Below are 26,277 nucleotides of genomic sequence, written 5' to 3' on the forward strand. Positions count from 1 at the left end.
TTTCCCGCTCTTCTTGCATTAGATTAAAATAACCCCTGTATTAGCTATTGAGTTAGCTCAACTTTCTTACCACCCTTTAGCTGCTCGAAATCTTACAGCTTAAACCTAAAAAGAAGTGAACTTGTATATTTCGCTTAGTTGGAAGTATAAACTTTCAGCCATCAGGACCTTAACTTAAACTACATTAATTTTCGCAGAAGTTGCAAAGCAGACCGAGCCCTGGTTTTCACCGTACCCAAAGGAATCGCCAGTTCTTGAGCAATCTCACTTTGCGTATACCCTTCAAAATACATCAAATCAATAACAATCCGCTGGGATGGAGCTAACTGATCCACTAGTTTCCGCAGCCCCATATGTTCCGGCTGGAAACCAGGGTACCCCACTGGCCAGTGGCTTGTTTCTATTTTTTGGGTTCTTAAATCTTCTAAATAACTCCGGGAACGAATTTTATCAATGGCTAAATGCCGGGCAATGTTAATTAGCCAAGTAAACAATTTGCCCCTGGCTGGATCATACTGACCAAAAGATTGCCAAATCTTCAGGAAACACTCCTGCAGAATCTCTTCTGCCAATGCTTCCCCTTTCACGATCCGGAGAATAACGCCGTACAGCGCAGGCGCATACGCCTCATATAAATTCCTCCAGGCAGATTCCTCTTGCGCCCGGAGTGCTCGAACAAGTTGGTGTTCCGTCCTTTCTTTTATTGCAACTGCAGTAGTGTAATGGTCTTTTTCGAGATCAGGTAGCACGATTAGGGAATCTGGTAGCAAGGAATGTACAGTTAAAGCATTTTATAGCAAACAATTTAAATGATTTGAGCACGCTAACAACCAGTTAGACCATAAACAAAAGGAGTTGCGGATAGGCAACGGTAGTGAAAAAAGTTTTTCTTTCCAGCCAAGAAAAGCAAACAACTTACCCGTTTTTATACGTACGTACTTCCTAAATAAAAGTCGCTTCTAACTTATAAAAAGATGAACCAAAAACAGACGCTTAAACTGCAAACTTCCTTTGTCCGATACCGTATTTTGTTGCTTAGTATAGGTCTATTTGTTGCGGGTTGTAATTCCCCGCAGAAGGAAACCACGGCTAATGCAGCCAGCACGACAGCTGATTCGGTAGCTAACGCCACGGATAGTCTGGCCAGCACTGGTGCGTTAACGCCCAAAGGACCGAAACCGACCTGGGCGCCCGAAATAACGGCTCCGATGCAAGTAGTGCTGGAGAAATTAGCTAGTTATAAAGCCCCGCCACTGCCTACCTTGTCCGCCCCACAAGCCCGGCAGCAGCCGAGTCCCACGACGGCGGTAATGGACGTGATGCAAGAAAATAATATCCCCGTGCCGCCGGCGCAGGTCGATACTACGGGTAAAAGCATCCCGGTAGCGGGAGGTTCGATCCACGCCCGGGTGTATACACCCCAAACGGGGCCGGGACCTTTCCCGGTGATTGTCTATTACCACGGGGGAGGCTGGGTCATTGCCAACTTAGATACCTACAACGCTTCCGCTCAAGGATTGGCCGAGCAGGCCGGGGCAGTAGTAATATCGGTAGCTTACCGGCAGGGGCCCGAACATAAATTCCCCACAGCCCACAATGATTCTTATGCGGCATATGAGTGGGTACTTAGAAATGCGACTTCCCTCAAAGGGGATCCCAAGCGGGTGGCCCTGGTAGGCGAAAGTGCCGGGGGCAATTTAGCCGCGGCGGTGAGTATGATGGCCAAGCAAAAAGGGGCCATGGTTCCCATTTATCAAGTGCTCGTTTATCCAATCGCTGGCTACGATACCAATACCAAGTCCTATCAGCAATATGCCAGCGCTAAACCCTTAGATAAGCCTATGATGGAATGGTTTTTTAAACAATATCTTCGTAGTGCCGCAGATGGCAACAATCCTCTGATTACTCTAGCTAAAGCACCGGACCTAAAAAGTATACCTCCTACCACCATTATCAATGCGCAGCTGGATCCTTTACTAACGGAAGGCGAAATGTTAGCCGAGAAGTTAAAAGCAGCGGGGGTTGCGGTGAATCAAAAGACGTATAACGGTGTAACGCACGAGTTTTTCGGTATGGCTACCGTCTTACCGGAAGCTAAAGAAGCGCAGGCTTTAGCCGTGGCAGATCTCAAGAAAGCTTTTAGTAAATAAAGACGGAATTTTGTTTTTTTAAAAGAGATTGACTCTACCAGTCAATCTCTTTTGCGTTTTAGAAAGATCCCGGTCAAAATCTATCCTGCTTATATTTAATTGGGCTCATTGTGGAGAAGCAAAGATAAAAAATCAACGGGTGGAGATTGGTAAATACCAGCAGCAATCCAATCGTACCATTTCATACCAATTGTGATGTTGTTTAAAGCAAATTTGAAAGCATTACTATTGTAGCTAAATTAAAAATATATAAACTCTAATTTATAATAATTATCTGTAGCCTGTTCAGCAAAATTGGCTTATAACCACTTTTATCCTATGTTTGCTTTGATGCTTATATTGGGATAAAAGAGAAGAAAGGAAGGAGTAAGATTCGCAATTTTATTAGGTCTTAAGAACCTGTTTTACATGATAATCCCCTTCCTTTTTTATGGGTACTTTGAACAGTTCCATGAAGCCTAAAGAGCTTGCAAGAGGATAGAGAAAGCTACCATTACTCTTCTTTCTTTTTTAGTCTACCTTTTGGTTAACACTTTAAGCTATGATTCTATTCGCCAAACAAAAAGTAATTGGTATTGATGTAAGTAAAGATACCTTAACGGTATGCTTCTCCCTAGTGGATAAGCTTCAGCACCTGGAAGTAGGTAATAATAAAGCTGGTTTTGTTTTCAAAAGCTGGTGAAACAGTGTGGTATCGAGAGTCTTTATGTGATGGAAGCGACCGGAATTTATTACTTGCAGCTAGCTTACTTCTTATATGAACACGGCACGCAAGTAGGGGTAGTGAACCCGGTTGTTATTAAGCGTTACATCCAAATGCACTTGGGCAAAGGAAAAAGTGACAAGAAGGATGCGCAATGGATCAAGCGCTATGGGGAACAGAACCAGGTAGCTTCCTGGCAACCGGAAGAGCCAGTGATCGTGGAATGTCGGCAGCTAGAACAGGTTACCGAGCAGCTCATCCGGCAAAGAACCATGGTCATCAACTCCCTGGCGGCTCTAGAGCGGCAACCGATAGTTAGCGCATTAGCCGTAAAAAGCCTGAAGCAAACTTTAAAAATGCTCGATAAGCAAGTGAAGCAAATCCAAGAAAAGCTACTAGCCACTCTGGAGGATACTTTTAAAAAGGAGATCCAATTACTTTCTTCTATTCCAGGGATTGGTAAAAAAACAGCCGGCATGTTGCTTTTATTTGCTGGCAGCTTTCAGAAAATGGATAATTACCGCCAGTTGATTGTTAAAGCTGGCCTCTCTCCCCGGGAATATACTTCGGGCACGAGCATCCGAGGAAAGACGCGCATTACTAAAATGGGTGGCAGCTTAATTCGAAGCAAATTATATGTTTGCAGCTTCTCGGCAAAGAAATCCAATGCAGCTTGCAAGGCCCTTTATGAGCGCTTGGTAGCAAAAGGTAAGAATGGCAAATTAGCTTTGATTGCGGTTTGCAATAAATTACTTAAACAAGCTTTTGGCCTCCGGTGAATCGATGGGAGCAGGTGCTGCGCCGAGTAAGCGCTCCTGTTCCGCCATAAATTTATCATACTTCTCTTGTGCCACGGCTCGTTCTTCTTCGCTCATCCACGGATCGTCCACCGGCAGTAACAAATACCCGTAATAACCCGGTAAATGGTCCTCGGCCAGTCCGTGTGCGTACCAAATTAACTTCGCCTGGTTTAATTCCAGAATGAATGGGTCCAGCTCCAGACCACTCGCCGTTAAGCTAGCGATGGCCGCGGCACTTAAACAAAAATTCTTTTCAATCCGCTCTATCGCCCATTCAAGGTAGTCCAGGTGCTCCTGGCAGATCTCTTCGACGCTTAAGCCCTTGTATTTGCCCCAGAATAGACGGTAGTGCAGCTCGTACACTTGACCTTCTTGCTGGCCTCGCTGGTAAACGCTTATATCCGCATCGGGTACGTACTCCCACACCCGCTGATTGGCCTGGGGAATAGTGCGTTCCTCTCGCCAGGGGGCGTACCCTTCAAAGATCCGCACCAGCTGTCCTTGTTTGGTGGGAGCCCCGGTAGCAATGCGCCGGAATTGATCCAGTCCTTCCACTAGGACGTAGTACTCGCGCGACCAGGTGTTTTTACGAACGGCAAAAGGCAGCGTGAGCTGGTGTTGCTTACATAATTGCAGAATGGTTTCTCCAGTAGACATACTATTCAAGATTGTGATGCCCACAAAGATACAAAAATTCGGACTATAGTCCGTAGAATGCAAGTATTTTTCGCTGCTTTTTTGTGACTCATAGTCACCATATGCAGGAGCGTTCTTTTGGGTCAGTTTTACGGGAGCTCCGCCAAGCCAAAAAGATCAGTCAGGAAGCTTTTGCTTTCCAGGTCAATCTGGATCGTTCGTATATTTCCTTGTTAGAACGGGATTTACGGGTTCCCACGCTCCATACCTTGTTTAAGATCGCGGCCATCTTAGAAATCCGGCCGGAAGAAGTGATTGCCCGCATGCAAGTGGATCTGAGCCGGTACCAACCGCCCTTGGATGCCGCCACCGGAACTTAAAGGTGCGCGAGCAAGCCGCCCGACTTATAAATCTGGCCCAATTGAAACACGCTACGACCGGTTGTTTTCGGGTAGGATTCTGTCTATTTCGCCTTTCTTTCCTACTCAGATATCTCTCTTTTACCCGGTGCACTTGCACCCTACAGGTAGCGCGTGTCGTGGGATAGAAAGGGATTTCTACTGGTTTTATGGATGATCTTTCTATAGAATACTTACTATCAGACACTTACCTGCTTACCCTTGGAAAGAGGGATGTTAAAACCTGTTATATGATTGCTTTGGCACTTTAGATGGCATTTTTCCCTAGGAAAACGGCGCCTTTTCTCTCCTTTTAACCTACCAAAGCCGTTTGCCGATCGCCTATTTTCCGCGCCTTACGACTCTTAACGAAGCCGCTTATCGGGCTCACTACCCGCCCTTGGAAATCCGTAAATCTTGGAAGTTGTAACAGCTAGGGCCGCTAGAACAGCCGGCGCCGGTTGCTTGCAGGAGCCCTAGATCCGACCCGTTTATCCCTCTTTACTCCGGTCTGCATCCTCAGATATCCGCTTTTTGATAAGTGCAATTGTGCCCCTCCTGTAGCGCGGGCCGTGGTGTTGAGCGGGAGAAATCCCGCGTTTTTACCTGTTCCTTCTACATGGTTCTTATTATCAATCACTTACTTGTTTACCCCCGGAAATACACCACGCAAATGTGTATATCCATATAGGCATTTGCGGCAATTACTAACTTTTACGGCGCCATTTGGCCCCTTGTAGTCGGAATAGATCTTCTTTTCTGATCGTTAATAGTTATTTTTTACGAGACAAGACTGCTCCATTTAGTAGCAATTAACCAGTGTGCTCTCTTCCGTAAATCTTGGAAATTGTAACAAGCTTCTCGGTATTCCTTAGCCCACTATAATGGACTACCTCGAACGGCAGGACTACTCAGATATCCCCTTTTTTGGTGGGTGCAATTGCACCCTTAACTTAGCGCGGGACGTGGTGTTTAGCGGGAGAAAACCCGCATTTTTTGATGTTTCACTTTTATTTCCCTTATTATCAATTGGTTATCTATTTACCCCCGGAAATACCACCCTTCAAATATCAACATTTATGTTGATATTTGCGGAAATTGCGCTCTGATTACCTTGCAATTTGGTCCATTTGAGGCGAAATGACTCCCGTTTTTTGGATTTCTACTCGCTAGTTTTCGCGCGGTCATACCCCCTCTCCTACTCCCTTCCGCCCTGCTTAGCTCCGATAATCTGGCCGGTAAAAATCTTCGTAATTGAAACAAGCGCCTCGGTCCTCCGCTGCTCCTCTGGTAGACTACTGCGGACCACCCGAACTAGGCATATATTGGCTTTGGGAGGGGGGCCATGGCCCCTAGTTCTACTCGGAATTTTGACTGCAACGTTCGGGTGATTACGTCCCATGGCCCTTTTTGTGGTTTTCGGGCGCGCCTGAAATCTGCTCCTTAACCAAAGCAAAACTCCTGACGGGGATCCAGGAGTTTAGTAAAAATCTTAGAAATTGAAACCACCCGTACCGGCTAGTTGGCAACGGTGGCGGATCTTGAGGGAGCCCGGCTTTTAACCAATTAAATCGTACTGCCACCAGGTGTTGTACTTGACATTGAGCGCCGGTTGCCAGGCTTTAATGCAGCGCTTTTCGTAGCGTAATGCGTCGACTTTAGTGGCAAATTCTTTGATGTAAATTTTTGTCTGGGGCGTGATTTTGCGCCGGTGTTTCACCATACGCCAGTAGAACGATCCAGTGCAGCCAATGTAGCGGGGCTTGAAGTCGGACGAGTGGGGATCTCCTTCAAAGATGAAGTAGACGATAAAAGTATCCCGGAGTAGTTTCCCCTTTTTGAGTAAATTCTGGCGAGTATATTGCCTCATTTCTAAATGGAAAGCATACCAGTCATAAAGTCTTAATCTAGAAAGTGTAATCATATTATGATAAATAGGGATTGAATTTTGGGAATGAGAGAGAAATAGTTGCGAGCAATTTAGAGGAAGTCGTCTTAAGCGCCTATTGTAAGGAGAAAAAGGGGGCCCCTGTTGCTCTTTGGTTGCTCGAGCAACCAAAATAAGGGCGTTGGCAACAAAAAATGAAGCGAGCAACAAAAAACAGGGGGTCAGCAACAAAAAAGCAACAGAATAGCAATAAAATTAGCGCGTGTTGCAACAAAAAACAGGGTGTTGTAACGAAAAGAATACTGCGGATCACTCCGTTCCTAAGGAGAGGCGATGCTCCTCTCCTACCTAGCCCAGATTTATCAGTAGCAATAGGTTAAATGGTTATTCTTTCCAAAGAATGGAAGGAGGTTTGCTACTAGCATTTTAATAAAATACCTTTCAAGAGGTATAATTTTAAGAACGCAAAACTAGCGGGTGGTTGTGCGTTTGTTGCAACAAACGCACAACCTAATAACAAACGCACAAAAAGGCCTAAATACACCCTTTAAAGCCATGTTTCGCCTATTCTCTCGGTTGTTGCAACAAAATAGCAACAGATTAGCAACAAAAAAGCAACAAAAAGAGTGGCCACTTTAGTTGTTTCTGGTGTAGGAGCTTTATTTTAAAAAGTGTGTTATAATGGCTTAAAAAATACCTTAAACAAAGTTGTTAAATCATGTAAAGCAAAATTACCGGATACCTAATATTTTTAGCAATAATCCGCCAGCATTTTTATCCGCTTTTGTTCGGCCGGTTTTTAGGTCGTAATTAAATTTAAATAAGTTATCAATTAGATTCTTTTCGGATAATATCTGATTGATGATTTTAGAATCTTTAATGCCTAAGGTTTCTAAGATTTGCCGAGCGGTTTGGATTCTGGCTTCTTCTATAGGTTCATCAAAATTAATTGGTAGTTGTTGAGGTGCCTGTTTAATAATATAAAATCGAACGCTTTGGAATGCCCGGCCCTGCTTGATTAGTTTATAGCCGATATTTAAATCAGTGTGTTCATTGATTTGACGTACAGCAATGTCTAAGACATACTTCTTCAGGTCGTTTACCCGCTCAAATTGCTCTTCCTTCTTTCCAGCTGGATCTTTTAGCTTCAGCATGATTTTGAATTCATCGATGCTGTACTGCTTTGTCTCCCCAATGTCCTTCCACTGACTAGCTAGCTGGTAAATGCGTTTTGCGTACTTGCTAGAGAGTTTCAGAGCCGAATGCAGCTGGTAAGAGGTGAAATTATCCTTTAGCTCAAACAAGTACGGCCTTATGTCCTCAGATAGCTTTATATTGAAGTGACCTTTACCGTGCATATATTCTACTTTCTGGAACATCCAAATTTGCTTATAGCTTTGGTCTGTGTTTACCTCAAACATGCGAGAGCCCATATCGGAAGTAGCTTCCCGGAGCTGCTGGTAGTTCCACTGCCGGCCAGTAATAAATTCTACCTCGCTCACATATATTTGGTATTCGTGGCTAGAAGTATCTTCCTTTTTAAGCTTGGATAACAGGTAAAACAAGATATCCAGTTGACAAGCGGAATAATCGTACCTGGCTGTGGTAATGGCGTTATGCTGCCGAATTTCCAGGTGAGCGTCTTTCTTTCTTTTCATAGAGACCTTAAAGAAAGTAAAAACGAGTTTAATTTACAAGTATCGTTTATAATACACGTTATTTACTTATAAAAACTCGCTCTTCCACTTATAAAAACTCGCTTTGAGCTTATAATAACCCGTAACTTACTTATGAAAACTCGTACTTAGCTTATATAAACTCGTAGTAAATAGAGTTTATAGGTTGATTGATAATAAGTTATCCACCCTGCAAATAGAACAAAGAATATAAAATACACAAATTTGTGTTACTATAATGGATTAGCGTTTAGGATTGTGGTTCAAGCCAAAATAAAAAGCAAAGACAAACAAAAACAAAGATCTAGATAATGAAGGTAAACTCGGGTCCGCGAAAAACGAGTTTTTATAAGTATAATTAGTTCTACTTTCTAGGAAATACTATAAAAGCGAAGAAAAAACCAAATTTTATAATTGACTACTTTGGGAACTATTCCTCTTTATTTTTCTAAAATAGTTTTCTGCATGCTGCATCGGCTAATTACAATCTGCATACATACTAACTAATCTTGAGCTTTACCAAAAGTTACATTATCAAACTTTTAGCTTTTTCATAGGGGTAAGTGCTTAAATCAAGCTGTTGTAATCTTTTTTAATATTTACATGATTCAAATGCTAAAATTAATTTTTAGCTAGTATTGATTCCTGATTTATAAAATACAGAAAATATAGTGCTATAATTAGCATTATTAAGTTTATAACTTTTTAGTTGTTATATAATTATACCGAAATATCATCTACTTTACACTTCTAATTAGGTGTAAATATAGGTGTATATACAAGTGTAAATAATCGTTTGTATTGTCACCTATATCTATTTCCTTTTAGATTGGCTTTGATATTTTTTAAGCAAAACAAACTTGGTTTTATTGAAAGGTGCCTTTATTGGTGTATATTAGCACCTTTATTCAGGTGTAATTAAGCACCTAAAATTACACCTAATTATAAATAAATGATCTACACAATTGGCGGAATTAAAGGTGGTACTGGCAAGACTACTGTTGCTACTAACCTAGTGGTATGGTTAGCTAAAAAGGGAAAAGATGTTCTTCTCGTTGATGCAGATGAACAAGAGTCAGCTACCGATTTTACCACTTTTCGCGAAGACACGCTCCAAGGAGAAATCGGCTATACAGCCGTTAAGCTTACCGGATCTGGTCTTCATACCCAAATTACAAAACTAAAGAGTAAATATGATCATATCGTTATTGATTCTGGTGGTCGGGATACGGTGAGTCAACGCGCCGCTCTTGTTTCTTCAGATATCGTTTTGATACCTTTCCAGCCTCGTAGCTTTGATTTTTGGACAATTACTAAGGTGCAGAACTTATTAAGCGAGATTCGGGCTGTAAAACCAGTAGAATTGAAAGCATTCGTTTTTCTTAATCGCGCTGATGTACGTAGTGCAGATAACAGGGATGCTGCAGAAGCGCTCAGCCAAACAGAAGGTATTAATTTTATTAATATGCAGTTGGGAAATAGGAAAGCCTTTGCTAATGCAGCTGGACAAGGATTATCGGTTATAGAATTAAATCCTCCAGATGAAAAAGCGAATACGGAATTGAATGCTCTTTTCACCGAACTCACAACGAAATAGTATTATGGCAAAGATTAAGTTACCACCAGCAAAGAATCCCAAAGAAGCGCCTACTCCGGAAATTTCGAAAGTTGATGAAAAGAAAATACTGAATGTAATCAATAAAGGAGGTAGTACTACCAAGAAAGCTGAGCTCGATACTGTTCCTCCAGAAGAGGTTATCAAAAACTTCAACATTAAGTTATTGGAAAGCGAATTAAATATTATTAATGATTTAAGGAAGAAGAGGCCCAAGGCCAGAGGGCAATCACGTTTGGGAATTTCGCTTCAGGGTTGGATGGAAGAAGCTATCCAAGAGAAAATTGAAAAGGAAAAGAAAAAGTATAAGATATAAATATAAGGTAATTTTGCATCAACAAATTGGTGAAAATTAAGATGAGCCAGCGAGAGCTGCGTTTAATGTATATTCAAATAGCTTTAGGTTAGTAGATAGGTTTATATATAGGTGTAAATATACACCTGCAATTAAGTGAAAAGATTAATGTTAAATGCACCTAAATGCTGTATTTTATAATTAGGAAACAACCTGATTATTAAAAATTTAAAACATTAAATTTACTGGCAGAACATTCTTGATAAGCTAAGAAACTAAAATATTTCAACGTTTTTGGAATTTGCTTTGGTTTTACCCTAATTATTGGATACTACCTTCAATGAGTCAATCAAATCCAAACTTGAGTATTCCCATTTAAACGGTGGTTGCGCAGTTTGAATTAATATGAAAGGGCAACATAATGAAAAAATAGGTAAGTTCATTAGTGCCATCAAGAAAGATGCCGCGGATGTTCACGGCGTTTTAGATGGTATTACTTGTAATAGTCAAGATAAGGTCTGACAATTGTGGCTTATCTGCCAGGTAAATACCTTGAGATATTGTTGCCAGAGCCAGTTTAGTCGGAAACATTCTTTTCTGCAACATTCCTTCATGTTAAGGAGAAAGGTCTGGTTCCGAGAAAAAATGAGGCAGGTTGTTAGGCTAAAGTATGCAAAATTTTATTCAACTCTAAAAAAATATTTACGCCCAATTACTAGACCTAATTTAAACCAATTAACACACCTTTAAATAAACCTATATAAAGGTTTATTTACGCACCTATTTGTACACTTTAACATTTTTTATTTATGTCTGATCTATGCGTATTTACTCAACATCAACGCACGTTATGACATCTAAAAATTATCGCTTACGAGTTTCTAATTTAGTAAGAATGTGGTGATACTATATCAATTGGGGTACATCAGATTTTGGCCAAGCCTATTGATATTGCCTAGTCCTGGAATACGTTGATTAAAATCGTTTTACAAAATGACCATTTCCCAGTAGTTGAATTAAGCCATTTTACATAATTCAACTTATAGGACTGGCCGATCGAGTAGGAGGGGAGAGTTAAGGGATTATGGTTTGCCCCTAGCCAGATGGTTTAGGGAATGAACGCTACAGCAACGCCCGCTAGGTATTATTCCCTGAGTACCGCTGTCAGCAGCATGCAGGTTTACGGCAAACGGATGTTAGGCGTTCGTTCTTAATCGTCCAAGTATCAGCTTCCCGCTCCTTTATTTATGGTCTGTTATGGTCTGTCTGCTAGTAAGCATCTTTGAAATAAGCGGAAGACTTGGGTATAAAGAGAAGAAGCGAAACGATGGCTAAAAAAACAAAGTGGGTCATCATTTCGGCGGTAGAATGATAGAAACTGAGAACGCAGTGGTAGGCCAGCCAAAGGATGGCTAACCAGCGCGCCGCCGGGACTCTTCGAAGCAGTAATACACCGCAAACGATGGCCAGGATCCGAATAAAAAGAACTCCCACTAATTCGTATGGATTAGAATTTGGTTTCCAGTAATCGGTGGCGTGATAGAGGATGCCTACGCCACCCGCTAGGATGAAAATAAAAGCGACTAGGCTGATAGCAAGCGGACGGTTTCTCATTACTGCTATTTTCATGTTTCAATTTTTGTTTCCGACACCGATCGAGGAGGAAGAATACTCTTGGTTATAAGCCGAAAGAACCAGAAAGGTTTTAGAGAAGAAGGGTCTTTATAAAATGCCAAAAAACAGGCCTATCTAGAACGCTGATAATCCCCTTTCTTCGATAACGAACATTATGTTAAACAGGAACGGTTTTCTGGATTTTGTACTATTATGAAATAGTACGAGGTAATACAACTGTGCCCATGTACGCAAATGGCTAGACGAGCTTGAAAAATACCAAAACTTAGGTATTGCTTGCAGTAGCATATAACCATAATATTGTAAGATCTCTCACAATAGGTTATAAACTGCTGTTGTACTTTTCTCTAAGTTGCTCATTTGGTTGTTCTACTCGAAAATAACTTCTTATTTACAGATTTATGAAAATACTTTTTACTTACTATCATCGCCTACATTGTAAATTTCCGCTGCGCTCTAAGTGGCAGAAGTTTATTAGCCTTGTATTAATATTGAGTTTTAACCTCTCATACTTGCAAGCGCAAACGGTAGAGTGGGATAAAACCTTGGGGGTGATAGTTGGGATGAAAGACCGCTGGTACAACTTACTAGCGACAGGGGCTATTTGCTGGGTGGACGCTCTGCTTCGGGCAAAAGTGGAGATAAATCAAATGAAAAGCCCGGCTACTGGTTTGTGAAGCTGAATGCTCGCGGCCAAAAAGAATGGGATAAAATTATTGATGCCGGGGTGGAAGCGATGGAAAAAACCAGTGATGGTGGATATATTTTGGGAGGTAGTAAAACGGGAACCGGTAAAAACGATAATGTCGATTACTGGATTGTAAAAATAGATGCTTCGGGCAACAAGCTGTGGGAAAAAACCTATGGCGGAACAGGCGATGATCTTCTTTCTGCCGTGAAGCCCACAGCCGATGGGGGGTACATTTTAGGAGGGACTTCTTACTCTACTAAAGGGGGCGACAAATCCGATGATGGGAAAGGAGGTAGAGACTACTGGATTATTAAAGTGGATGCCGCAGGGATAAAACGCTGGGATAAAGCCTTGGGTAGTGCAGGAGATGAACAATTCCTTAACCTGCAGCTAACCCAGGATGGCGGTTACATACTGGGTGGCTGGTCAGGGTTTGTTCAAGGTGGCGATAAAACTGAAGCAAGCAGAGGTGAATGGGATTACTGGATCGTCAAGCTGGACGCTTTGGGCAATAAAGTATGGGATAAAACCTTAGGCGGTAAAGATGCAGATTACTTAAAAGTGGTACAGCAAACCCCAGATGGCGGTTACTTGGTGGGAGGAGATTCTCAATCTAATAAGAGTGGCGATAAAACAGAAAATAGAAGAGGTAGTGATGATTATTGGGTCGTAAAACTGGATGCTCAGGGTAATAAACAATGGGATAAAACCCTTGGCGGCAATAGGGAGGATCGATTAACTTCTTTACTGTTAACCAACGATGAGGGATTACTTTTGGCGGGAAGCTCCGGCTCCGATATTAGCGGAGAGAAAACCGATCCGAGAATAGGCTATAGTGACTATTGGCTGGTAAAATTAAGTTCTACCGGAGAAAAGTTATGGGATAAAACCATTGGTGGTAAAGAAGGCAACTTTCTAACCTCCGCGCAAGTCACTGGTCCAGGTCAATACATTCTGGCTGGTTATTCTGATTCTAATAAAAGTGGCGATAAAACAGAAAATAGCCGTGGAAATTATGATTATTGGGTGGTCAAAGTAAAACCAGGGCCTACCCAGGCCCAAACGATTGCTTTTGATTCTATCCCGGATAAAATCATTGGCAATCCTTCCTTTCCAATCAAGGCTTCCTCTAGTTCAGGCTTACCGGTTAGCTTCAAAGTATTTGGACCCGCCACGATTAAAGGCAACCAAGTAATCATTACTGGCGGCGGCCGGGTAACCATCGAAGCTACGCAACCAGGTAATAACATTTACAAACCAGCGCCGGTAGTTACCCGTTCCTTTTACGTAAACTTCGAGATAAGCCAACTCTGGGATCGGACCTTGGGGGGAAGCCACAACGATTTTCTCCGCGCCATGGTTCCTACCCCGGATGGCGGATACCTGCTGGGGGGAACTTCAGAATCGGGTAAAATCTGGGATAAGAGCCAGCCCAGTAAAGGTGGTACTGATTACTGGATCATAAAAATAGACAGCAGCGGCAGTAAACTCTGGGATAGATCCTATGGGGGTTCTGCTATTGATGATCTGAAAGCTCTGGTTGCTACTCCGGATGGCGGCTACCTACTGGGCGGTACCTCCGCTTCGGGCAAAAGTGGAGACAAAAGCCAGGCTACCCGTGGCAAAGAAGATTACTGGGTAGTAAAGATAGACAGCACTGGTAACAAACTCTGGGATAAAACTTTTGGCAGCGATGTGGCAGATAATTTTACTTCGCTCATCGCTACCCCGGATGGCGGTTACTTGCTGGGTGGTTACACCGCTGGTGGTAAGAGCGGCGATAAAACCGAACTCAGCTTGGATGCCATGGATGTATATACCGACAGGCTGAACAGCAACGATTATTGGGTGGTGAAAATCGATAATAAGGGCGAGAAAGAGTGGGATAAAACAGTTGGGGGCAAATACCAAGACGAGTTAACCAGCTTAGAAGTAACCGATGATGGCTATTTACTGGCAGGCAGATCTAATTCCTACGCCAGAAATGCAGATCCGGATAATTTCGATATCCGGATTGATATGCGGGTATTTAAAATTTCTACCACCGGGCAGGTTCTCTGGGACAAAAGCTTTTCCGGAGGAGGATTATTACAATACTACGAAGCCAACATTATTGCTACCACCGATGGGAATTATTTAGTAGGGGGCAGCGCTTACAATGATGATTATAGCGTTTTTTCCGTCTTAAAAATTACCAAAGCAGGCGAAAAAATTTGGGCTTATGAATATGGTGTTAACCAATCGGGAAGTGCGATGATAAATACACCCGATGGTGGTTATCTGTTAGGAGGATCACAAGGAAATGGCGAGAAATACTACTTTATTGTTAAACTAGATGCCGATGGCCATAAAATTTATACCAACTCTTACAACAGAACGGATAAATATTCTAGTCCTGATAGTTACTTAGAAGCTTTGCTGCCAACACCGGATGGTGGTTACTTGTTAGGTGGGGCTTCTGATTCGAACCAAAGTGCCAATAAAAGCGAAGACAGCAAAGGTGATTTTGACTACTGGGTATTGAAGATTAAAGAAGCCGATACGCCACCAGTGGCAGACATCGCCTGGAACCAACGCTACGGGGGCAGCTGGCACGATAAACTGACAACCACCATCCGTACTTATGATGGCGGGTATGTAGCGGCTGGTTACTCCCGCTCGCCCAAGAACGGCGACAAAACCCAGTCGCGCATTGGTCTGGAAGATTATTGGCTCGTGAAAACGGATCAACAAGGCAAAAAGCTCTGGGACAAACGCTTCGGCGGTCCGCGCCACGATTTTCTCAACCGAATTATTCAAACCACAGATGGAGGCTATTTACTAGGGGGTAGCTCAGATTCGAATAGCGGCGGCGATAAAAGCCAGAACAGCCTGGGAGGAAGAGATTACTGGGTAATCAGGCTGGATAAGAACGGCAACAAGCTTTGGGATAAACGCTATGGGGGCTCGGGTTACGATGAACTCCGGCAAATCAAGCAACTGCCTTCCGGTGGTTACCTTTTAGCTGGTTACAGCAACTCGTCCGTCAGCGGCGACAAGAGCCAACCCAGCAAAGGTGGCATGGACTATTGGGTTGTGCAGATTAGTGCCAATGGCGAGAAACAATGGGATAAGACTTACGGTGGTTCCGGTAATGATTTCTTGCAAGACGTGGTACTCACCAGTAGCTACCTACCTAATTCTGGTCATTATCTGGACGGAGGATTTCTCTTAGCGGGTAGTTCTAACTCCAATAAAAGCGGCAACAAAACCCAAGACAGCCGGGGTGGACTAGACTTTTGGATTATTTGCGTGGATAGTACGGGGCAGAATGAGTGGGATAGAACTTATGGCGGCAAAGGACAGGATGAATTTGTGGCTCTAACCACTGATTCTGGCATTCGATTTTACTTAGCCGGAAACAGTGATTCGCCCGTAAGCGGGGAGAAAAGACAACCGGGTAAAGGACAAACCGATTACTGGTTAGTAAGAATTAATAGAGATGGTCGGAAAGAAGCGGATTATACTTATGGCAGCAGCGGCCCAGAAGAGCTGCGTTCCCTGTTATCTGTATATGACTCGGATTACGACCAAGATGGTTTCATATTAAGCGGCACCTCGTACTCCGGTCAAAGCGGCGACAAAAGCCAGGAAAGTCAAGGTAGTGGCGATTATTGGGTAGTACGAACGAATCGTTACGGCAAAATGCTCAACGACCAACGTTTGGGCGGCAGCGAATTAGATGAACTACGTAGTGTGATTCAAACCGATGAGAATCAATTCTTATTAGCAGGTCGTTCCGAGTCGGGGATCAGTGGGGATCGTACCCAAGCCAACCAGGGACAGAGTGACTACTGGCTTATTCATACTACTCTGGGTGCCGAACCCCTAGCAACTGAAAAAGCCGCCACTCTAATTGCCGAGCGAGCAACAACAACTGCTGCTCCAGCAACTTTAGTAAAAAACTTAATGGCTTATCCTAATCCTTTTCAGGACAGAGTAACTATAAACTTTACTATACCCGAAACCCAGCCTGCGACCGTGCGGGTACTCGATGGTCAAGGCCGGGAAGTTATTACGCTGTTCCAGCAGGAAGCACAAGCGAACCAGACCTACCAGGTAGAATGGCAAGCCCAAAACCAAGTAGATGGTTTGTACTTGCTGCAACTGCAAACCCCTACTCAGCAAAACACCCAGAAACTGCTTTTGAGTAAGTAGTATCTCTCTTTGTTTGCAAAGAAAGCCGGATAGCATTAATTGAACTATCCGGCTTTGATCTTTTTATAAGCAGATTTTATCTCACGAAACGACCGTTTTCTTGAGATTGGATAAAGCCATTTTACATATTCTTACGTATAGGCCTACCTAGATATCATGTGCCGGCTTTTTATTCTTCAAAATTATCGTAATAGGTAAAGTCTTTAACGATTTTTCCATTTTCAATTGTAAAAATTGTGCATATTGGAAGTTCCAATTTAGAATCATCTGGCGCGGTTCCGCTCGATACAAATTCCACAATAATATGGTTTTCGCCTGATGGGTATACCTGGATAACATCATCTTTCAAATCAGGAAAAGCTTCATTTAATTCACTATACTTTTGAGCAATCTGTTCACGCGTCTGTTTTACAATTCCTTGTCCAAGGGAAGGGTCTTTAAACGCAGTTGTTTCTGAATACATTTCCGCCATCTTCTCCCAATCGTGGTTGTTAAAATGTTCAAAGTACTGCTTTACTACATCCATGTTTTTAGTGTCCATTGTTAGTTGGATTTGGTTGTTACAAGAATTCAACACTACTAAGATGACTAAGATTATCAGGCTTTTTTTCACTGGTCGGTCAGCTTAAACTATTTATTGAAAAGGCAGTTTCCGCATTTTGTTTTATTAGAATACCAATATGAATACTAGCAGATAGCTAAAGTAATTCCGGTTACTTGCATTATGGATGGAGAGTTGCCGAAGGCCTATTCTGCGAACCAATTTTTTACTGGAGTAGTGGCGGCTCTCTTGCTCCTTCTTTGGCCAATTTAGTGAATGCTTTTTTAATTCCAGCGGCCAGCGGGAGCTCCGGGCTATTCCGGGTGTTTTAACTACTGCTAGTGCCAGACCTTTACTTTGTTTTCCTTTCCCTTACATATAACGAAAGACAGAAAACGACCTTTATTGAATATAATAGTGGGTATACCTTTTTGTAAAGCAGTCCGCGAAACTTGATTATGTAAAATTAAGAAGTATAGTAATCTCCTTCTATTTTCAGCAGTTATAATCGGTATAAAATAAAAGTAGATAATCGGCGTCCTTACCTCGTATTCGGCTAAGTATATTCTTAAAGGAAGATATTTAAAGCCGGAAAAGCTACGGACTGCTCGTTTGTTCTTGTACAAAAAAATCCTTATGTTTTTCGCCGGAAAAGCCCGATAACGCTGGCGATTAACACCAGGCCAATTGCCAGCTTAAAGAATACTTTACGGGGAGAAGTTCGTTGAGTGCTTTGGGCCGGTAAACCACCCAATAGCAATTCACCATTAATTACTGCTAGCACTAGGCGCACTGTTTGGGTAGGGGCATCCCACTGGGGAAAGTGGCCGCAATCATTAAACCAATGCAGGTGAGCGTCGGGAAAAGCAGCTAAAGCCCGCGTTGCTTGCCGGGGAAGACAAACCCGGTCCTGCCGGCCCCAGCCAATGACCAATGGTTGCTTAATGGTTCCCGGAGGAACCCCTTGTTGTCGCTCTCCGTGAGCTAATTGGTCTAAGAGTTCATCAAAAGAAGGGGAGCTGGCAAAAGTGCGCATTTCGTCGCCTACTAAGGTAGCCGGTAATTGCCAGGGACGAGCAGAAAACTGAGCTAATAGGGCCGTACGGCCAATGGGGTTTCCCAAGAGGGTTGGCATTATCGGTTGCAATAACCGCACTAGGCGCACGGAAGTAGCCACTGAATAATAAAAAAAAGGTACTTCCCAGCCCCGCCAAAATCCGCCGGGGTCCAATGAAACAACGGCGCCTACTATTCCCCCGCGTCGAGCTAGCTCTAGTACCAGGCGAGCACCCATGGAACTACCTACCGCATCAATACCCATTAAATCCTGTTTTTGCAGAAAATCTGTAACGGCATCCGCCAGCGTACGGATAGATACTTCCCCTCGCAAGGCCGGGGTAGCCCCGTGGCCCGGTAAGTCAACGGCAATAACTTGCCGACCCGCTTCAACTAGGGCATCCAGGATCAGATGCCAAGAACGCGAGCTACCGCCAATTCCGTGAATAAGTAATAGCGGCTTACCGGTGCCGCGGCGAATGCAGTGCATATCCATAAGATATTGGAATCAGGAGCTATGGCGTAATAGCTTAGGACTATTTACGGAGTTAGGGACAGTCAAGTTGGTGTAGCCGTTGATTAGCGCAGGGAAGGACCATTACTAGGAAGGGTCTTTTTATTGCAGTCGATAAACGATGGTCCTATTAAGTCATTATTCTCCTTTAAAGTTACAATGTTAGTTTATTAACTAGCTTGATGGTAAGTAGCCATGCTTTGTCTGTCTTGTCCAGATATAGGTTGACCAAAATCATCTCTGGAAACGACAGAAAAAAGCGATGAAAAAATTGGTATTATTTACCTGGTTTTTTTATTGAAAAAATATCTCAAATATCCATCTCATGAATCAAGGATACAATTTGATTTATGAGATGGAATTAATGAAATTGGTATACGATTTTTGTATACCAATTTGCGCTATAGGATTATTTATACCTGAGACTTTAAAGTATTGCTCTTCCTAACTATTGGAAACTTACGAATAGGTATATAGCAAATTTAGAGCGAAGTAGCTTCTAATATTTTGTCATTAATAAAAACTTCCAAAGGAATATTTAATGCTTTATGAAGCTTATTGATTTGCTCTAGTGTAAAGTAACGTTTTCGGTTTAATATTTCCGAAACTCGAGACTTAGGTCCTATAAATGGCTCTAAATCTTTGTTTTTCAATCCTTTTTCTTCCATCACGTATTTTATTGCTTCTATCGGGTCGGGGGTATCAATAGAGTAATGAATTTCTTCGTATGCATGTACTAGCGTAGACAGCAACTCTAGTTCATCGAAAAGGTCAGTTCCAGGTTCAGGATTTTGCTCTAAAATGGTATCTATGCGGCTCATGGCCTCTGTATACTCCATTTCTGTTTTAACTTTATGAATTATTAATGTTAACATAGTCGGGGGGCTCTGATGTTAAAGTAGGGCTTTTATTACTAAATTGTATTGGCATTGATTTTATCGTATTCGGCATGGGTGCCTATCCACCTTATGTATACTGTTTGGTTTGCTACTAGAACTACTGCAATTAAACGATAGTTATTCCCTTGAATATTAAAAATCACTCTATTGTTTCCTATCACATCCACGGAGTTAGCTACATTTCTTAACTCATTCAGGTTTGTAATTTTAAGAGCTTTGATTCTTGATATAAACAGTTGTAAGCCAGTTTTAGAATTTGCGTGTTTAGTATAAAATTCAATTATACGCGAAGTAGATATAATTCTCATGCTAATACAATATGCAATAAAGTTACACAAAATGTAACGAATTAGCAAGCATTTAGTTACATTTTGTGTAACTAAATGCTTGGGCATATAGATATAATTGCTGGTAAAAGGGAAATTTAATTACTATTACGAATATGTATACGCTGGACCTGATTTGCTTGAAATTGTCCGCCGCGGCTAGCTTTAAATCCTGCTTCGTTCAACTTCTCCGCAATAGCCATCCAGGTTAGTCCCTGTGCCCGGTAGAGGTTTACCATGGCAGCAGCACGCTTGTTATTTTCATTAGTTACTGCTTTTTGTCGCATCACTTGGGCCCCAGTTACCCGGTCCTGGTAGGTTAAATTTTCTGGCTTACCTAATCTAGCACCTTGGGCAATCTTAGCTTGCAGAGCTGCCTTAGTGCGGCTACTGATCAGCTCCCGTTCGTGTTGAGCAAGAACAGCAAAGATGCCAATAGTTAAGGTGTTAGCATCGGGCATATCGGCACACACGAAGTCTACCCCACTATCTCGTAAGGTAAAAATAAAGGCAGCATTACGACTGAGCCGGTCAAGCTTGGCAATGAGTAATGTTGCCTTTTGTTTTTTCGCTTCTGAAATAGCCAATAGCAGCTGGGTGCGATTGTTCTTTTTGCCCGATTCCACCTCCGTGTACTCCGCGACAATTTGAGCGGCGCCTTTCACAAAAGCGCTGACGGCGTACTGCTGCGCTTCGAGGCCCAAACCCGAAATACCTTGTTTGGCGGTGGAGACCCGATAATAAGCGACGTATCTTTTCATTTCTTCCTGAACCATCTTAAAATGTGTGAATGAGCTGAGCGGGTGCCACTGGTAAATCATGGTTTTCTGGCCGTTGAAGAAACTTAATCTGGTGCTTAATTCTTTCCAGCACTTGAGTAATATCAACACCAGTAATCTGGTGAACTCCTTGCATTAAAGGACCCAAATCAACTTTTTGACGAATGAAATCCCGAACCCGGTAAAGCTCCAGTTCTCCAAGTTCGGTTACTTCGTGGTGCTTGATAAACAAATCTAAGTCAAATTGGTGCGCCCCATACCCGGAATACCGGCGCACAAAGGGCAGGACCACACAAACGGTATTCTGGGAAATAGCTGGGTCTTGGAACTGCTGCTCCAGGTAAGAGGCTTGGTGAATGATCGGCCATATTTCCGCATCGTCGTAAAACTGCTCGATGTAAGGAGTAATCTGTTCAGACATGTTAGATTCGCTTTGATCGGTAAAGTGTCAATTAGTATAAAATGACACCTGGATCTAACAGTAAAGATAGGGTATTTTCCAATTTTACAAAACTTAAACGAGCGTTTATGATTTGTAAAACATCCGTGAATTCGTATTCCCACAGGCTTTAATGTTTCTTTAGCTATGTTAAGAGAGTAAAATTGAAATTGATATTATCAATTTCGTAGACACCTACTTTTATACATTCAAATTTTTCCGGATTAAAAATGGCTAAATTATATCCTTGAGAATATAAAGAACTTTGGAACATAACACCATCATAGCCAATAGACTTTATATATTCTGATAAATATTGAGTAGGTAAATAATCTAATTCATTATCATCCCGACGTTTTGGTTTGGATAGAGTTGATTCCAGTTTAGAAATAAAAGGAAGATGAATCAAAAAATCTTCTAAATCTTCTTTTTCCGCTAAAACAATTGGGTCGTAGGAATTACCTCTTAAATTTATTACCTTAATATCCTCCTTAAGTCTAAAATCTCCAATTGCTACATAGTCAAATAAGGAGGCTCGTGCTTCATATAAGGTAGTGGTAACCTGATCCGCTAAATAAAGATATGATATCCCTAAAGGATTAGCTCGACCTGATTTAGTTCTATCAGCAGGAGGGTGGCCCATTTCTGAAATAGAAAACCCATCTTTGGAGGATATGCGGGCTCGATAAAATTTGCGTCCTTTAGTTATAGGATTTTCATAGCGGCTTAATAGAACTTTAAGCTTCTCTAAGTCCATTACATTCTGTAAATGAAATCTATTTACAGATTTTATCTCGTCAGCAAATCTTTCCCAAGTAATTTGAAGGGGTTTAACCGTTTCATCATTGCTGGGATTATTAATACAGCTTAAAATTACTGGATTATTAAATATTTCTTGGTAACTAGTAAAATCATCCGCAATTATTTCCTGTAGTAATTCTTTTATATTTTTATTGACCTTACTAGAGAATATCTTATTAGTAAAGTCTTTCTCAATTTGAAAATCAATAGGAGACCCCTTTTCATTGATCTCGTATAAATTTAGAATGTTTTGAAAGAAGAAGTTTAGTTCACGAGGGTTGTATATTAAAACCTCTTGAGATTTGCAATAATCGCAATTACCGGTAGTAGAAGTATTACGGTGAATAATATCCTTCAAATATGGATTGGAAAAGCACTCCGAACAACAATTCATTCTAAATCAAACCAATAACTAATTCGATATGATTCATTACAGAAAGTTTTTTAACGCTTCCTAATCCAGGGAAATGACCGTTACTATGAAGTTCCTTGAATTCTTCTATTGCTCTAGTATTAAGAGAACTAGTTTTGCTCCAGTATATTAATTTATTTAGTGCCTCCTCAAATTTCCCACCGATATCAGAAGTGTCCATATTAGAATCTGATACAAAATGTTTAACCCTGATTTTTTTTGTCGAATCAGCATAAGATAAGTGAATTGCAATTGCAAAAGGAAGGAATCCACCATCAGAATAATTATCACCAATCGTTAAAAAATCGGAGAAACCCTTGTATCCATCATTTTTATAAAATAAATGTTCCTCAGAAAATTGACTTTCCCCAATCGGCAAATAATCAGAATTCTTTTGCTGGCAGCAGAAAAAATCATCCAGAGTAACTAATGTAGCAGAGTCAAAATTTCTATAATAACGTCGATTTGTTTTTCCAGAATTAATTATATTATTAATAATTGGTAATTCACTTTTATCTTCAATTATGGTTAAAATATTTTTTATGTTGTCATTAACAGAGTTATGTATTAAGGTTACTCCCGAACAAGATAATTTATGGTCCCGGACCAAATCTCTGTAAAATCTAACATCTTTGCTTTCATCAATAATAATTGCCATTTGGTAATTAGAATATCCATTAAGCTCCTTGTCCAGTAATTCCATTATGCCTGCAGAAGAACCAATCAAGTCACCAACAACGGGGTTGATAATAACATTAAAGTTGATTTCTTCGCGACTTAATTCCGACAATACTTTTTTTAAAGTAGGAGAATTTTTTACTGGCTCAATAATTGGAGAAACTTTGGTATTATTCCCAGCCAAAATATCTCGGATTTCTCGGAGAGCAATTAGTTCAAACTGTTTACCCCGGATATAAGGAAAATACATGCTAGATTATTTCATTTAAGAAGTTGTATAGGTCTGAATATTCCTTTTCTGAAAAGTCCATTGTGTAACAGATATGCTTTAGTTCATAAGGAGTATGGTCTGACATTAGCAATTCAGGGCACCTAATTTTTCTGCCTTTTAATTGATTGAATGCCATTTCTTGAAAATCTACAACATTTATCTCTTTTGCCAAAGAAAAACACTCTCTAAATATCTTAGTACTTGGGACCTCCGGAACTTCACCAAAATAATCTTTTATGATTTCTAGGTATTCTGCTTTGCGAAGAGTTTTAAAAATAATAGCATGATCAAAATTTTCCCTATTTACCTCTGCCTCCTTAAGTGTATTTAAATTTTGATTATGTGTGAATTCAATAATACCAATGGCTGTACTATTATACTTATCTAAAAGCTTATCTGTATGTTTTGAGCAGGAAACTATATATACTTTATCGGCGAATTGGGTATAATCAAATACTTGTTTTTCTAATTTTGCTAGACTATCTAAATCTGTTTTAATTTCAAATACACGAGCCTCACCATTCAATAAGACAAAGTCAGCAATGGAGCCGCCAATCTTAAATTCATTTAATACAGAAGTGGTATTTAGACTGTATTTGCCTAACAGTTGATTATTAAGAAGAGCATTTTTATAAAAGTATTCGCAGCGGTATGTATCATGTAATTCTTTATATAAGAATTGAAGGATATAATTATACGATTCAGAAAAATCAGCATTGATGTGCTTTTTAATACTGTAACGAATAAATTTATGATCCTTCTCCCTTACAATTTTATTGAAGATAGAAGGTGTAAAAATTTGAGATAAACTTCTTAAGCAGCCTGTGCTCTTCTGTATGACATACATTTTGGGCAAAGGTAATAAAATCTTCCGTTTTCCTAATTTACGTAAATATTAACAGTAATATAACAGAGTTAGAAAATTAATCATTCCAATATTTAAATATTAGGCTCTTAACTACTGCTTAGATACCTAAAAATAATTCTAAACAAATTACTTTTATAAAATTTAAGTTCCTATTTAACATAATAGTAGTTATCAGGACAAATTTTTCTTTGGCAGATCTTCTTTTATTTCATATAGATGGCATTCTTTAAAACTTTTATTTAGTTAGTGAATTCTATAATTTAAGCTGTTGAAAACTAAACACTTGAATTATGAAATATCTATTATTATTAGCTACTCTTCTATTCTCTACTCTGGGTTTCGCTCAAGAAAACACGGCTTTGCAGCAGGAAATCGAAAAACTGGATCTGGCTCATGCGGCCGCTATCTTGAAAGGGGATGCAGTAGCACTTAATCAGTTAATGGCGGAGGAGGTGACGGTTAATCATCCCACGAACCGAATTGTCAATGAAAAGAAAGAACTGCTGCAATTAATTCAAAAAGGAGTCATCCGGTATACTTCTTTTAAAAGAGTGCCGGAAAAGTTTCTCTTCTTTCCCGACATGGTGGTGGTAATGGGCAGAGAAGAAGTGATTCCCGCGACAGGAGCTCCCAATGCCGGAAAGCAATTAAATCGAAGATATACTAATATTTGGATGAGGAAGGATACAAAATGGAAATTACAGGTTCGGCATGCTAATAATGTTTGTTCGCAGATATAACTTCTTGCTTTAGCCCGGTTATAGATCCAGGGGCCAAAACTACCTAAAAACAATGGTGGGTTTCCTCTTCTTCCTGACACTGCTTCGTAATTGGAAAGAACACCTGTTTTAACAGCTCTATCTCTCCTGGCAGGAAGGATTGTCCTATGGTCAGAGATTTATTCCTTATCTTAGAGGTTGTCAAGCAAACGATCTAACCATGATTCATCCTAAAACTTTATTTTTCCTCGTAGGAGCCTTTCTGTTGTATTCCTGTTCCGGCAAGACCACCAGCAAGCCGGAAAAGCAAGCCCAAGAGCAGCCAGCAGCGGACTGGGTGTTACTTGCTGAAGGCAATAACCTGGAGCACTGGGAAATGTATAACCAAGGCGAAATAAAAGGTTGGGAGCTCATTAACGGTGAATTGCATGGTTCCGGTGCCGGCTGGGACGCCAACCAAGATTTGATCACCAAACAAGCCTATGACAACTTTGAATTATCTTTAGAATGGAAAATTGCGCCGGCTAACAGCTCCGGCATCTTTTTTTATGTTCCCAAAGGCAGTGACCAGCCCATCTATGATCTCGCGCCGGAGTATCAGATCTTGGATGATAAAGGCTGGCCGAAGAAAATGCAGCCTAATCAGTATACCGGCGGCAGTTACGCTATGTACGCGCCCGAGGGAGCGGAAGTGAAACCGGTGGGAGAATGGAACACCACCCGCATCCTCGTGAACTACCCCTACGTGGAGCATTGGTTAAACGGCAAGAAGGTAGTGGCGTATGAGATTGGTAGCAAAGATTGGCAGGCCCGCAAAGCGGCCGACAAATGGGCGCAGGTGCCGCAATACGGGGTAGCTAAATCCGGGCATATTGGTTTGCAGAATGCCGGCAAAGTCACTTACCGGCACATCAAAATCAAAGAATTATAATCCATTCCAGCGCAGTTGTTCCTGCTAGTAAAACAGATCAGATTCGTCTGCCCTTTACCCCTACAACAATCCAGATCTTAGCTACTTTCCACTAGTTCTGTGAAGCAGACTTGGTTCTATTTTTTAAAGTAAAAATGAAGACTATTAAGGAACCACTTTTCCAATCCTTCCTAATGGGCGGATTTGAAGGCGCTTGTCACGTGAATGGGCAAGGCCGGCGGTTAGATATGATTCGGCAGACCCAGCACGATCTGCAGGTGCAGCAGGACTATGCTTTGGTAAAAAGTCAAGGCATCCACACGGTGCGAGATGGCGTGCGCTGGCCGTTAATTGAAAAAGAGCCGGGTGTGTACGACTTT

General features: G+C 41.4%; 24 protein-coding genes. 10 read left to right on the forward strand and 14 right to left on the reverse strand.

Going from position 1 to position 26,277, the window contains the following annotated elements:
• Positions 1-179: 179 nt before the first annotated feature.
• A complete protein-coding gene (locus AHMF7616_RS25290; protein WP_115375865.1) occupies positions 180-749 on the reverse strand; it encodes an RNA polymerase sigma factor in 570 nt (189 codons plus the stop codon).
• Positions 750-974: 225 nt separating this feature from the next.
• On the opposite strand from AHMF7616_RS25290, the gene AHMF7616_RS25295 reads away from it, so the two are divergent.
• The 3 genes from AHMF7616_RS25295 to AHMF7616_RS25300 all read left to right on the forward strand — a co-directional run bounded on the left by AHMF7616_RS25295 (position 975) and on the right by AHMF7616_RS25300 (position 3,632).
• Positions 975-2,150 carry an alpha/beta hydrolase gene (locus AHMF7616_RS25295; RefSeq protein WP_115375795.1) on the forward strand — a complete coding sequence of 392 codons (1,176 nt, stop codon included), beginning with the start codon at positions 975-977 and terminating at the stop codon, positions 2,148-2,150.
• A 541-nt stretch (positions 2,151-2,691) separates the two neighbouring features.
• The gene (locus AHMF7616_RS26585) at positions 2,692-2,832 is read left to right on the forward strand and encodes a hypothetical protein (RefSeq protein WP_158546258.1); all 141 of its coding nucleotides are present in this window, start codon (positions 2,692-2,694) and stop codon (positions 2,830-2,832) included.
• 26 nt (positions 2,833-2,858) lie between these two features.
• Positions 2,859-3,632, forward strand: a complete 774-nt coding sequence (locus tag AHMF7616_RS25300; RefSeq protein ID WP_262511755.1) for an IS110 family RNA-guided transposase — start codon at positions 2,859-2,861, stop codon at positions 3,630-3,632.
• On the opposite strand, the gene AHMF7616_RS25305 is transcribed toward AHMF7616_RS25300, so the two are convergent.
• On the reverse strand, positions 3,603-4,310 hold the full coding sequence (locus AHMF7616_RS25305; RefSeq protein WP_115375797.1) for a hypothetical protein: 708 nt from the start codon (positions 4,308-4,310) through the stop codon (positions 3,603-3,605). The two genes, AHMF7616_RS25300 and AHMF7616_RS25305, sit on opposite strands and share 30 nt — an antisense overlap.
• A gap of 101 nt (positions 4,311-4,411) precedes the next feature.
• Between AHMF7616_RS25305 and AHMF7616_RS25310 the strand changes: the two genes are divergently transcribed.
• Positions 4,412-4,669 (forward strand): helix-turn-helix domain-containing protein, encoded by a 258-nt coding sequence (locus tag AHMF7616_RS25310; protein WP_115375798.1) that lies wholly within the window; start codon positions 4,412-4,414, stop codon positions 4,667-4,669.
• Between the two features lie 1,576 nt (positions 4,670-6,245).
• Here the strand turns inward: AHMF7616_RS25310 and AHMF7616_RS26245 are convergent.
• Complete coding sequence (locus AHMF7616_RS26245; protein WP_147275794.1) at positions 6,246-6,557, reverse strand: hypothetical protein; 312 nt, start codon at positions 6,555-6,557, stop codon at positions 6,246-6,248.
• 749 nt (positions 6,558-7,306) lie between these two features.
• Positions 7,307-8,233: a replication initiation protein gene (locus AHMF7616_RS25320; protein ID WP_115375800.1), complete on the reverse strand. Its 927-nt coding sequence runs from the start codon at positions 8,231-8,233 to the stop codon at positions 7,307-7,309.
• 970 nt (positions 8,234-9,203) lie between these two features.
• Here AHMF7616_RS25320 and AHMF7616_RS25325 point away from each other — a divergent pair.
• A complete protein-coding gene (locus AHMF7616_RS25325) occupies positions 9,204-9,848 on the forward strand; it encodes an AAA family ATPase (RefSeq protein ID WP_115375801.1) in 645 nt (214 codons plus the stop codon).
• A 4-nt stretch (positions 9,849-9,852) separates the two neighbouring features.
• Positions 9,853-10,182, forward strand: a complete 330-nt coding sequence (locus AHMF7616_RS25330; protein ID WP_115375802.1) for a P-loop NTPase family protein — start codon at positions 9,853-9,855, stop codon at positions 10,180-10,182.
• A 1,248-nt stretch (positions 10,183-11,430) separates the two neighbouring features.
• On the opposite strand, the gene AHMF7616_RS25335 is transcribed toward AHMF7616_RS25330, so the two are convergent.
• Positions 11,431-11,790 (reverse strand): hypothetical protein, encoded by a 360-nt coding sequence (locus AHMF7616_RS25335; protein WP_115375803.1) that lies wholly within the window; start codon positions 11,788-11,790, stop codon positions 11,431-11,433.
• A gap of 518 nt (positions 11,791-12,308) precedes the next feature.
• Between AHMF7616_RS25335 and AHMF7616_RS26590 the strand changes: the two genes are divergently transcribed.
• Positions 12,309-12,473, forward strand: a complete 165-nt coding sequence (locus AHMF7616_RS26590) for a hypothetical protein (RefSeq protein ID WP_158546259.1) — start codon at positions 12,309-12,311, stop codon at positions 12,471-12,473.
• A complete protein-coding gene (locus tag AHMF7616_RS25345; protein ID WP_115375805.1) occupies positions 12,470-16,684 on the forward strand; it encodes a T9SS type A sorting domain-containing protein in 4,215 nt (1,404 codons plus the stop codon). The genes AHMF7616_RS26590 and AHMF7616_RS25345 overlap by 4 nt, the downstream gene beginning before the upstream one ends.
• A 169-nt stretch (positions 16,685-16,853) precedes the next feature.
• Here AHMF7616_RS25345 and AHMF7616_RS25350 read toward each other — a convergent pair whose 3' ends face one another.
• The 9 genes from AHMF7616_RS25350 to AHMF7616_RS25390 all read right to left on the reverse strand — a co-directional run bounded on the left by AHMF7616_RS25350 (position 16,854) and on the right by AHMF7616_RS25390 (position 24,247).
• Positions 16,854-17,225 carry a nuclear transport factor 2 family protein gene (locus AHMF7616_RS25350; protein WP_115375866.1) on the reverse strand — a complete coding sequence of 124 codons (372 nt, stop codon included), beginning with the start codon at positions 17,223-17,225 and terminating at the stop codon, positions 16,854-16,856.
• Between the two features lie 634 nt (positions 17,226-17,859).
• Positions 17,860-18,777, reverse strand: coding sequence for an alpha/beta fold hydrolase (locus tag AHMF7616_RS25355; protein ID WP_115375806.1), 918 nt, complete (start codon positions 18,775-18,777; stop codon positions 17,860-17,862).
• A gap of 500 nt (positions 18,778-19,277) precedes the next feature.
• The gene (locus AHMF7616_RS25360) at positions 19,278-19,670 is read right to left on the reverse strand and encodes a helix-turn-helix domain-containing protein (protein ID WP_115375807.1); all 393 of its coding nucleotides are present in this window, start codon (positions 19,668-19,670) and stop codon (positions 19,278-19,280) included.
• Positions 19,671-19,708: 38 nt separating this feature from the next.
• Positions 19,709-20,002 (reverse strand): type II toxin-antitoxin system HigB family toxin, encoded by a 294-nt coding sequence (locus AHMF7616_RS25365; protein ID WP_115375867.1) that lies wholly within the window; start codon positions 20,000-20,002, stop codon positions 19,709-19,711.
• Positions 20,003-20,118: 116 nt separating this feature from the next.
• Positions 20,119-20,781 (reverse strand): recombinase family protein, encoded by a 663-nt coding sequence (locus AHMF7616_RS25370; protein WP_115375868.1) that lies wholly within the window; start codon positions 20,779-20,781, stop codon positions 20,119-20,121.
• A gap of 16 nt (positions 20,782-20,797) precedes the next feature.
• The gene (locus AHMF7616_RS25375) at positions 20,798-21,220 is read right to left on the reverse strand and encodes a hypothetical protein (protein WP_115375808.1); all 423 of its coding nucleotides are present in this window, start codon (positions 21,218-21,220) and stop codon (positions 20,798-20,800) included.
• 163 nt (positions 21,221-21,383) lie between these two features.
• Positions 21,384-22,397 (reverse strand): RES family NAD+ phosphorylase, encoded by a 1,014-nt coding sequence (locus AHMF7616_RS25380; RefSeq protein WP_158546260.1) that lies wholly within the window; start codon positions 22,395-22,397, stop codon positions 21,384-21,386.
• Between the two features lie 37 nt (positions 22,398-22,434).
• The gene (locus AHMF7616_RS25385) at positions 22,435-23,379 is read right to left on the reverse strand and encodes a sce7725 family protein (RefSeq protein WP_115375810.1); all 945 of its coding nucleotides are present in this window, start codon (positions 23,377-23,379) and stop codon (positions 22,435-22,437) included.
• Position 23,380: 1 nt separating this feature from the next.
• A complete protein-coding gene (locus AHMF7616_RS25390) occupies positions 23,381-24,247 on the reverse strand; it encodes a sce7726 family protein (protein ID WP_115375811.1) in 867 nt (288 codons plus the stop codon).
• A gap of 311 nt (positions 24,248-24,558) precedes the next feature.
• Between AHMF7616_RS25390 and AHMF7616_RS25395 the strand changes: the two genes are divergently transcribed.
• Both AHMF7616_RS25395 and AHMF7616_RS25400 read left to right on the forward strand, forming a co-directional pair.
• Positions 24,559-25,008, forward strand: coding sequence for a nuclear transport factor 2 family protein (locus AHMF7616_RS25395; protein WP_115375812.1), 450 nt, complete (start codon positions 24,559-24,561; stop codon positions 25,006-25,008).
• Positions 25,009-25,207: 199 nt separating this feature from the next.
• Positions 25,208-25,918, forward strand: coding sequence for a 3-keto-disaccharide hydrolase (locus AHMF7616_RS25400; protein WP_115375813.1), 711 nt, complete (start codon positions 25,208-25,210; stop codon positions 25,916-25,918).
• The last annotated feature ends 359 nt before the right edge of the window (positions 25,919-26,277 follow it).

The sequence above is a fragment of the Adhaeribacter pallidiroseus genome, assembly GCF_003340495.1.
Classification (GTDB): domain Bacteria; phylum Bacteroidota; class Bacteroidia; order Cytophagales; family Hymenobacteraceae; genus Adhaeribacter; species Adhaeribacter pallidiroseus.

Excerpts from the sequence above, each read along its gene's own strand:
- AHMF7616_RS25295 (WP_115375795.1), top strand. The coding sequence starts at position 975 with ATGAACCAAAAACAGACGCTTAAACTGCAAACTTCCTTTGTCCGATAC.
- AHMF7616_RS26585 (WP_158546258.1), top strand. The coding sequence starts at position 2,692 with ATGATTCTATTCGCCAAACAAAAAGTAATTGGTATTGATGTAAGTAAA.
- AHMF7616_RS25305 (WP_115375797.1), bottom strand. The coding sequence starts at position 4,310 with ATGTCTACTGGAGAAACCATTCTGCAATTATGTAAGCAACACCAGCTC.
- AHMF7616_RS25310 (WP_115375798.1), top strand. The coding sequence starts at position 4,412 with ATGCAGGAGCGTTCTTTTGGGTCAGTTTTACGGGAGCTCCGCCAAGCC.
- AHMF7616_RS26245 (WP_147275794.1), bottom strand. The coding sequence starts at position 6,557 with ATGAGGCAATATACTCGCCAGAATTTACTCAAAAAGGGGAAACTACTC.
- AHMF7616_RS25320 (WP_115375800.1), bottom strand. The coding sequence starts at position 8,233 with ATGAAAAGAAAGAAAGACGCTCACCTGGAAATTCGGCAGCATAACGCC.
- AHMF7616_RS25325 (WP_115375801.1), top strand. The coding sequence starts at position 9,204 with ATGATCTACACAATTGGCGGAATTAAAGGTGGTACTGGCAAGACTACT.
- AHMF7616_RS25330 (WP_115375802.1), top strand. The coding sequence starts at position 9,853 with ATGGCAAAGATTAAGTTACCACCAGCAAAGAATCCCAAAGAAGCGCCT.
- AHMF7616_RS25335 (WP_115375803.1), bottom strand. The coding sequence starts at position 11,790 with ATGAAAATAGCAGTAATGAGAAACCGTCCGCTTGCTATCAGCCTAGTC.
- AHMF7616_RS25350 (WP_115375866.1), bottom strand. The coding sequence starts at position 17,225 with ATGGACACTAAAAACATGGATGTAGTAAAGCAGTACTTTGAACATTTT.
- AHMF7616_RS25355 (WP_115375806.1), bottom strand. The coding sequence starts at position 18,777 with ATGGATATGCACTGCATTCGCCGCGGCACCGGTAAGCCGCTATTACTT.
- AHMF7616_RS25360 (WP_115375807.1), bottom strand. The coding sequence starts at position 19,670 with ATGTTAACATTAATAATTCATAAAGTTAAAACAGAAATGGAGTATACA.
- AHMF7616_RS25365 (WP_115375867.1), bottom strand. The coding sequence starts at position 20,002 with ATGAGAATTATATCTACTTCGCGTATAATTGAATTTTATACTAAACAC.
- AHMF7616_RS25370 (WP_115375868.1), bottom strand. The coding sequence starts at position 20,781 with ATGAAAAGATACGTCGCTTATTATCGGGTCTCCACCGCCAAACAAGGT.
- AHMF7616_RS25375 (WP_115375808.1), bottom strand. The coding sequence starts at position 21,220 with ATGTCTGAACAGATTACTCCTTACATCGAGCAGTTTTACGACGATGCG.
- AHMF7616_RS25385 (WP_115375810.1), bottom strand. The coding sequence starts at position 23,379 with ATGTATTTTCCTTATATCCGGGGTAAACAGTTTGAACTAATTGCTCTC.
- AHMF7616_RS25390 (WP_115375811.1), bottom strand. The coding sequence starts at position 24,247 with ATGTATGTCATACAGAAGAGCACAGGCTGCTTAAGAAGTTTATCTCAA.
- AHMF7616_RS25395 (WP_115375812.1), top strand. The coding sequence starts at position 24,559 with ATGAAATATCTATTATTATTAGCTACTCTTCTATTCTCTACTCTGGGT.
- AHMF7616_RS25400 (WP_115375813.1), top strand. The coding sequence starts at position 25,208 with ATGATTCATCCTAAAACTTTATTTTTCCTCGTAGGAGCCTTTCTGTTG.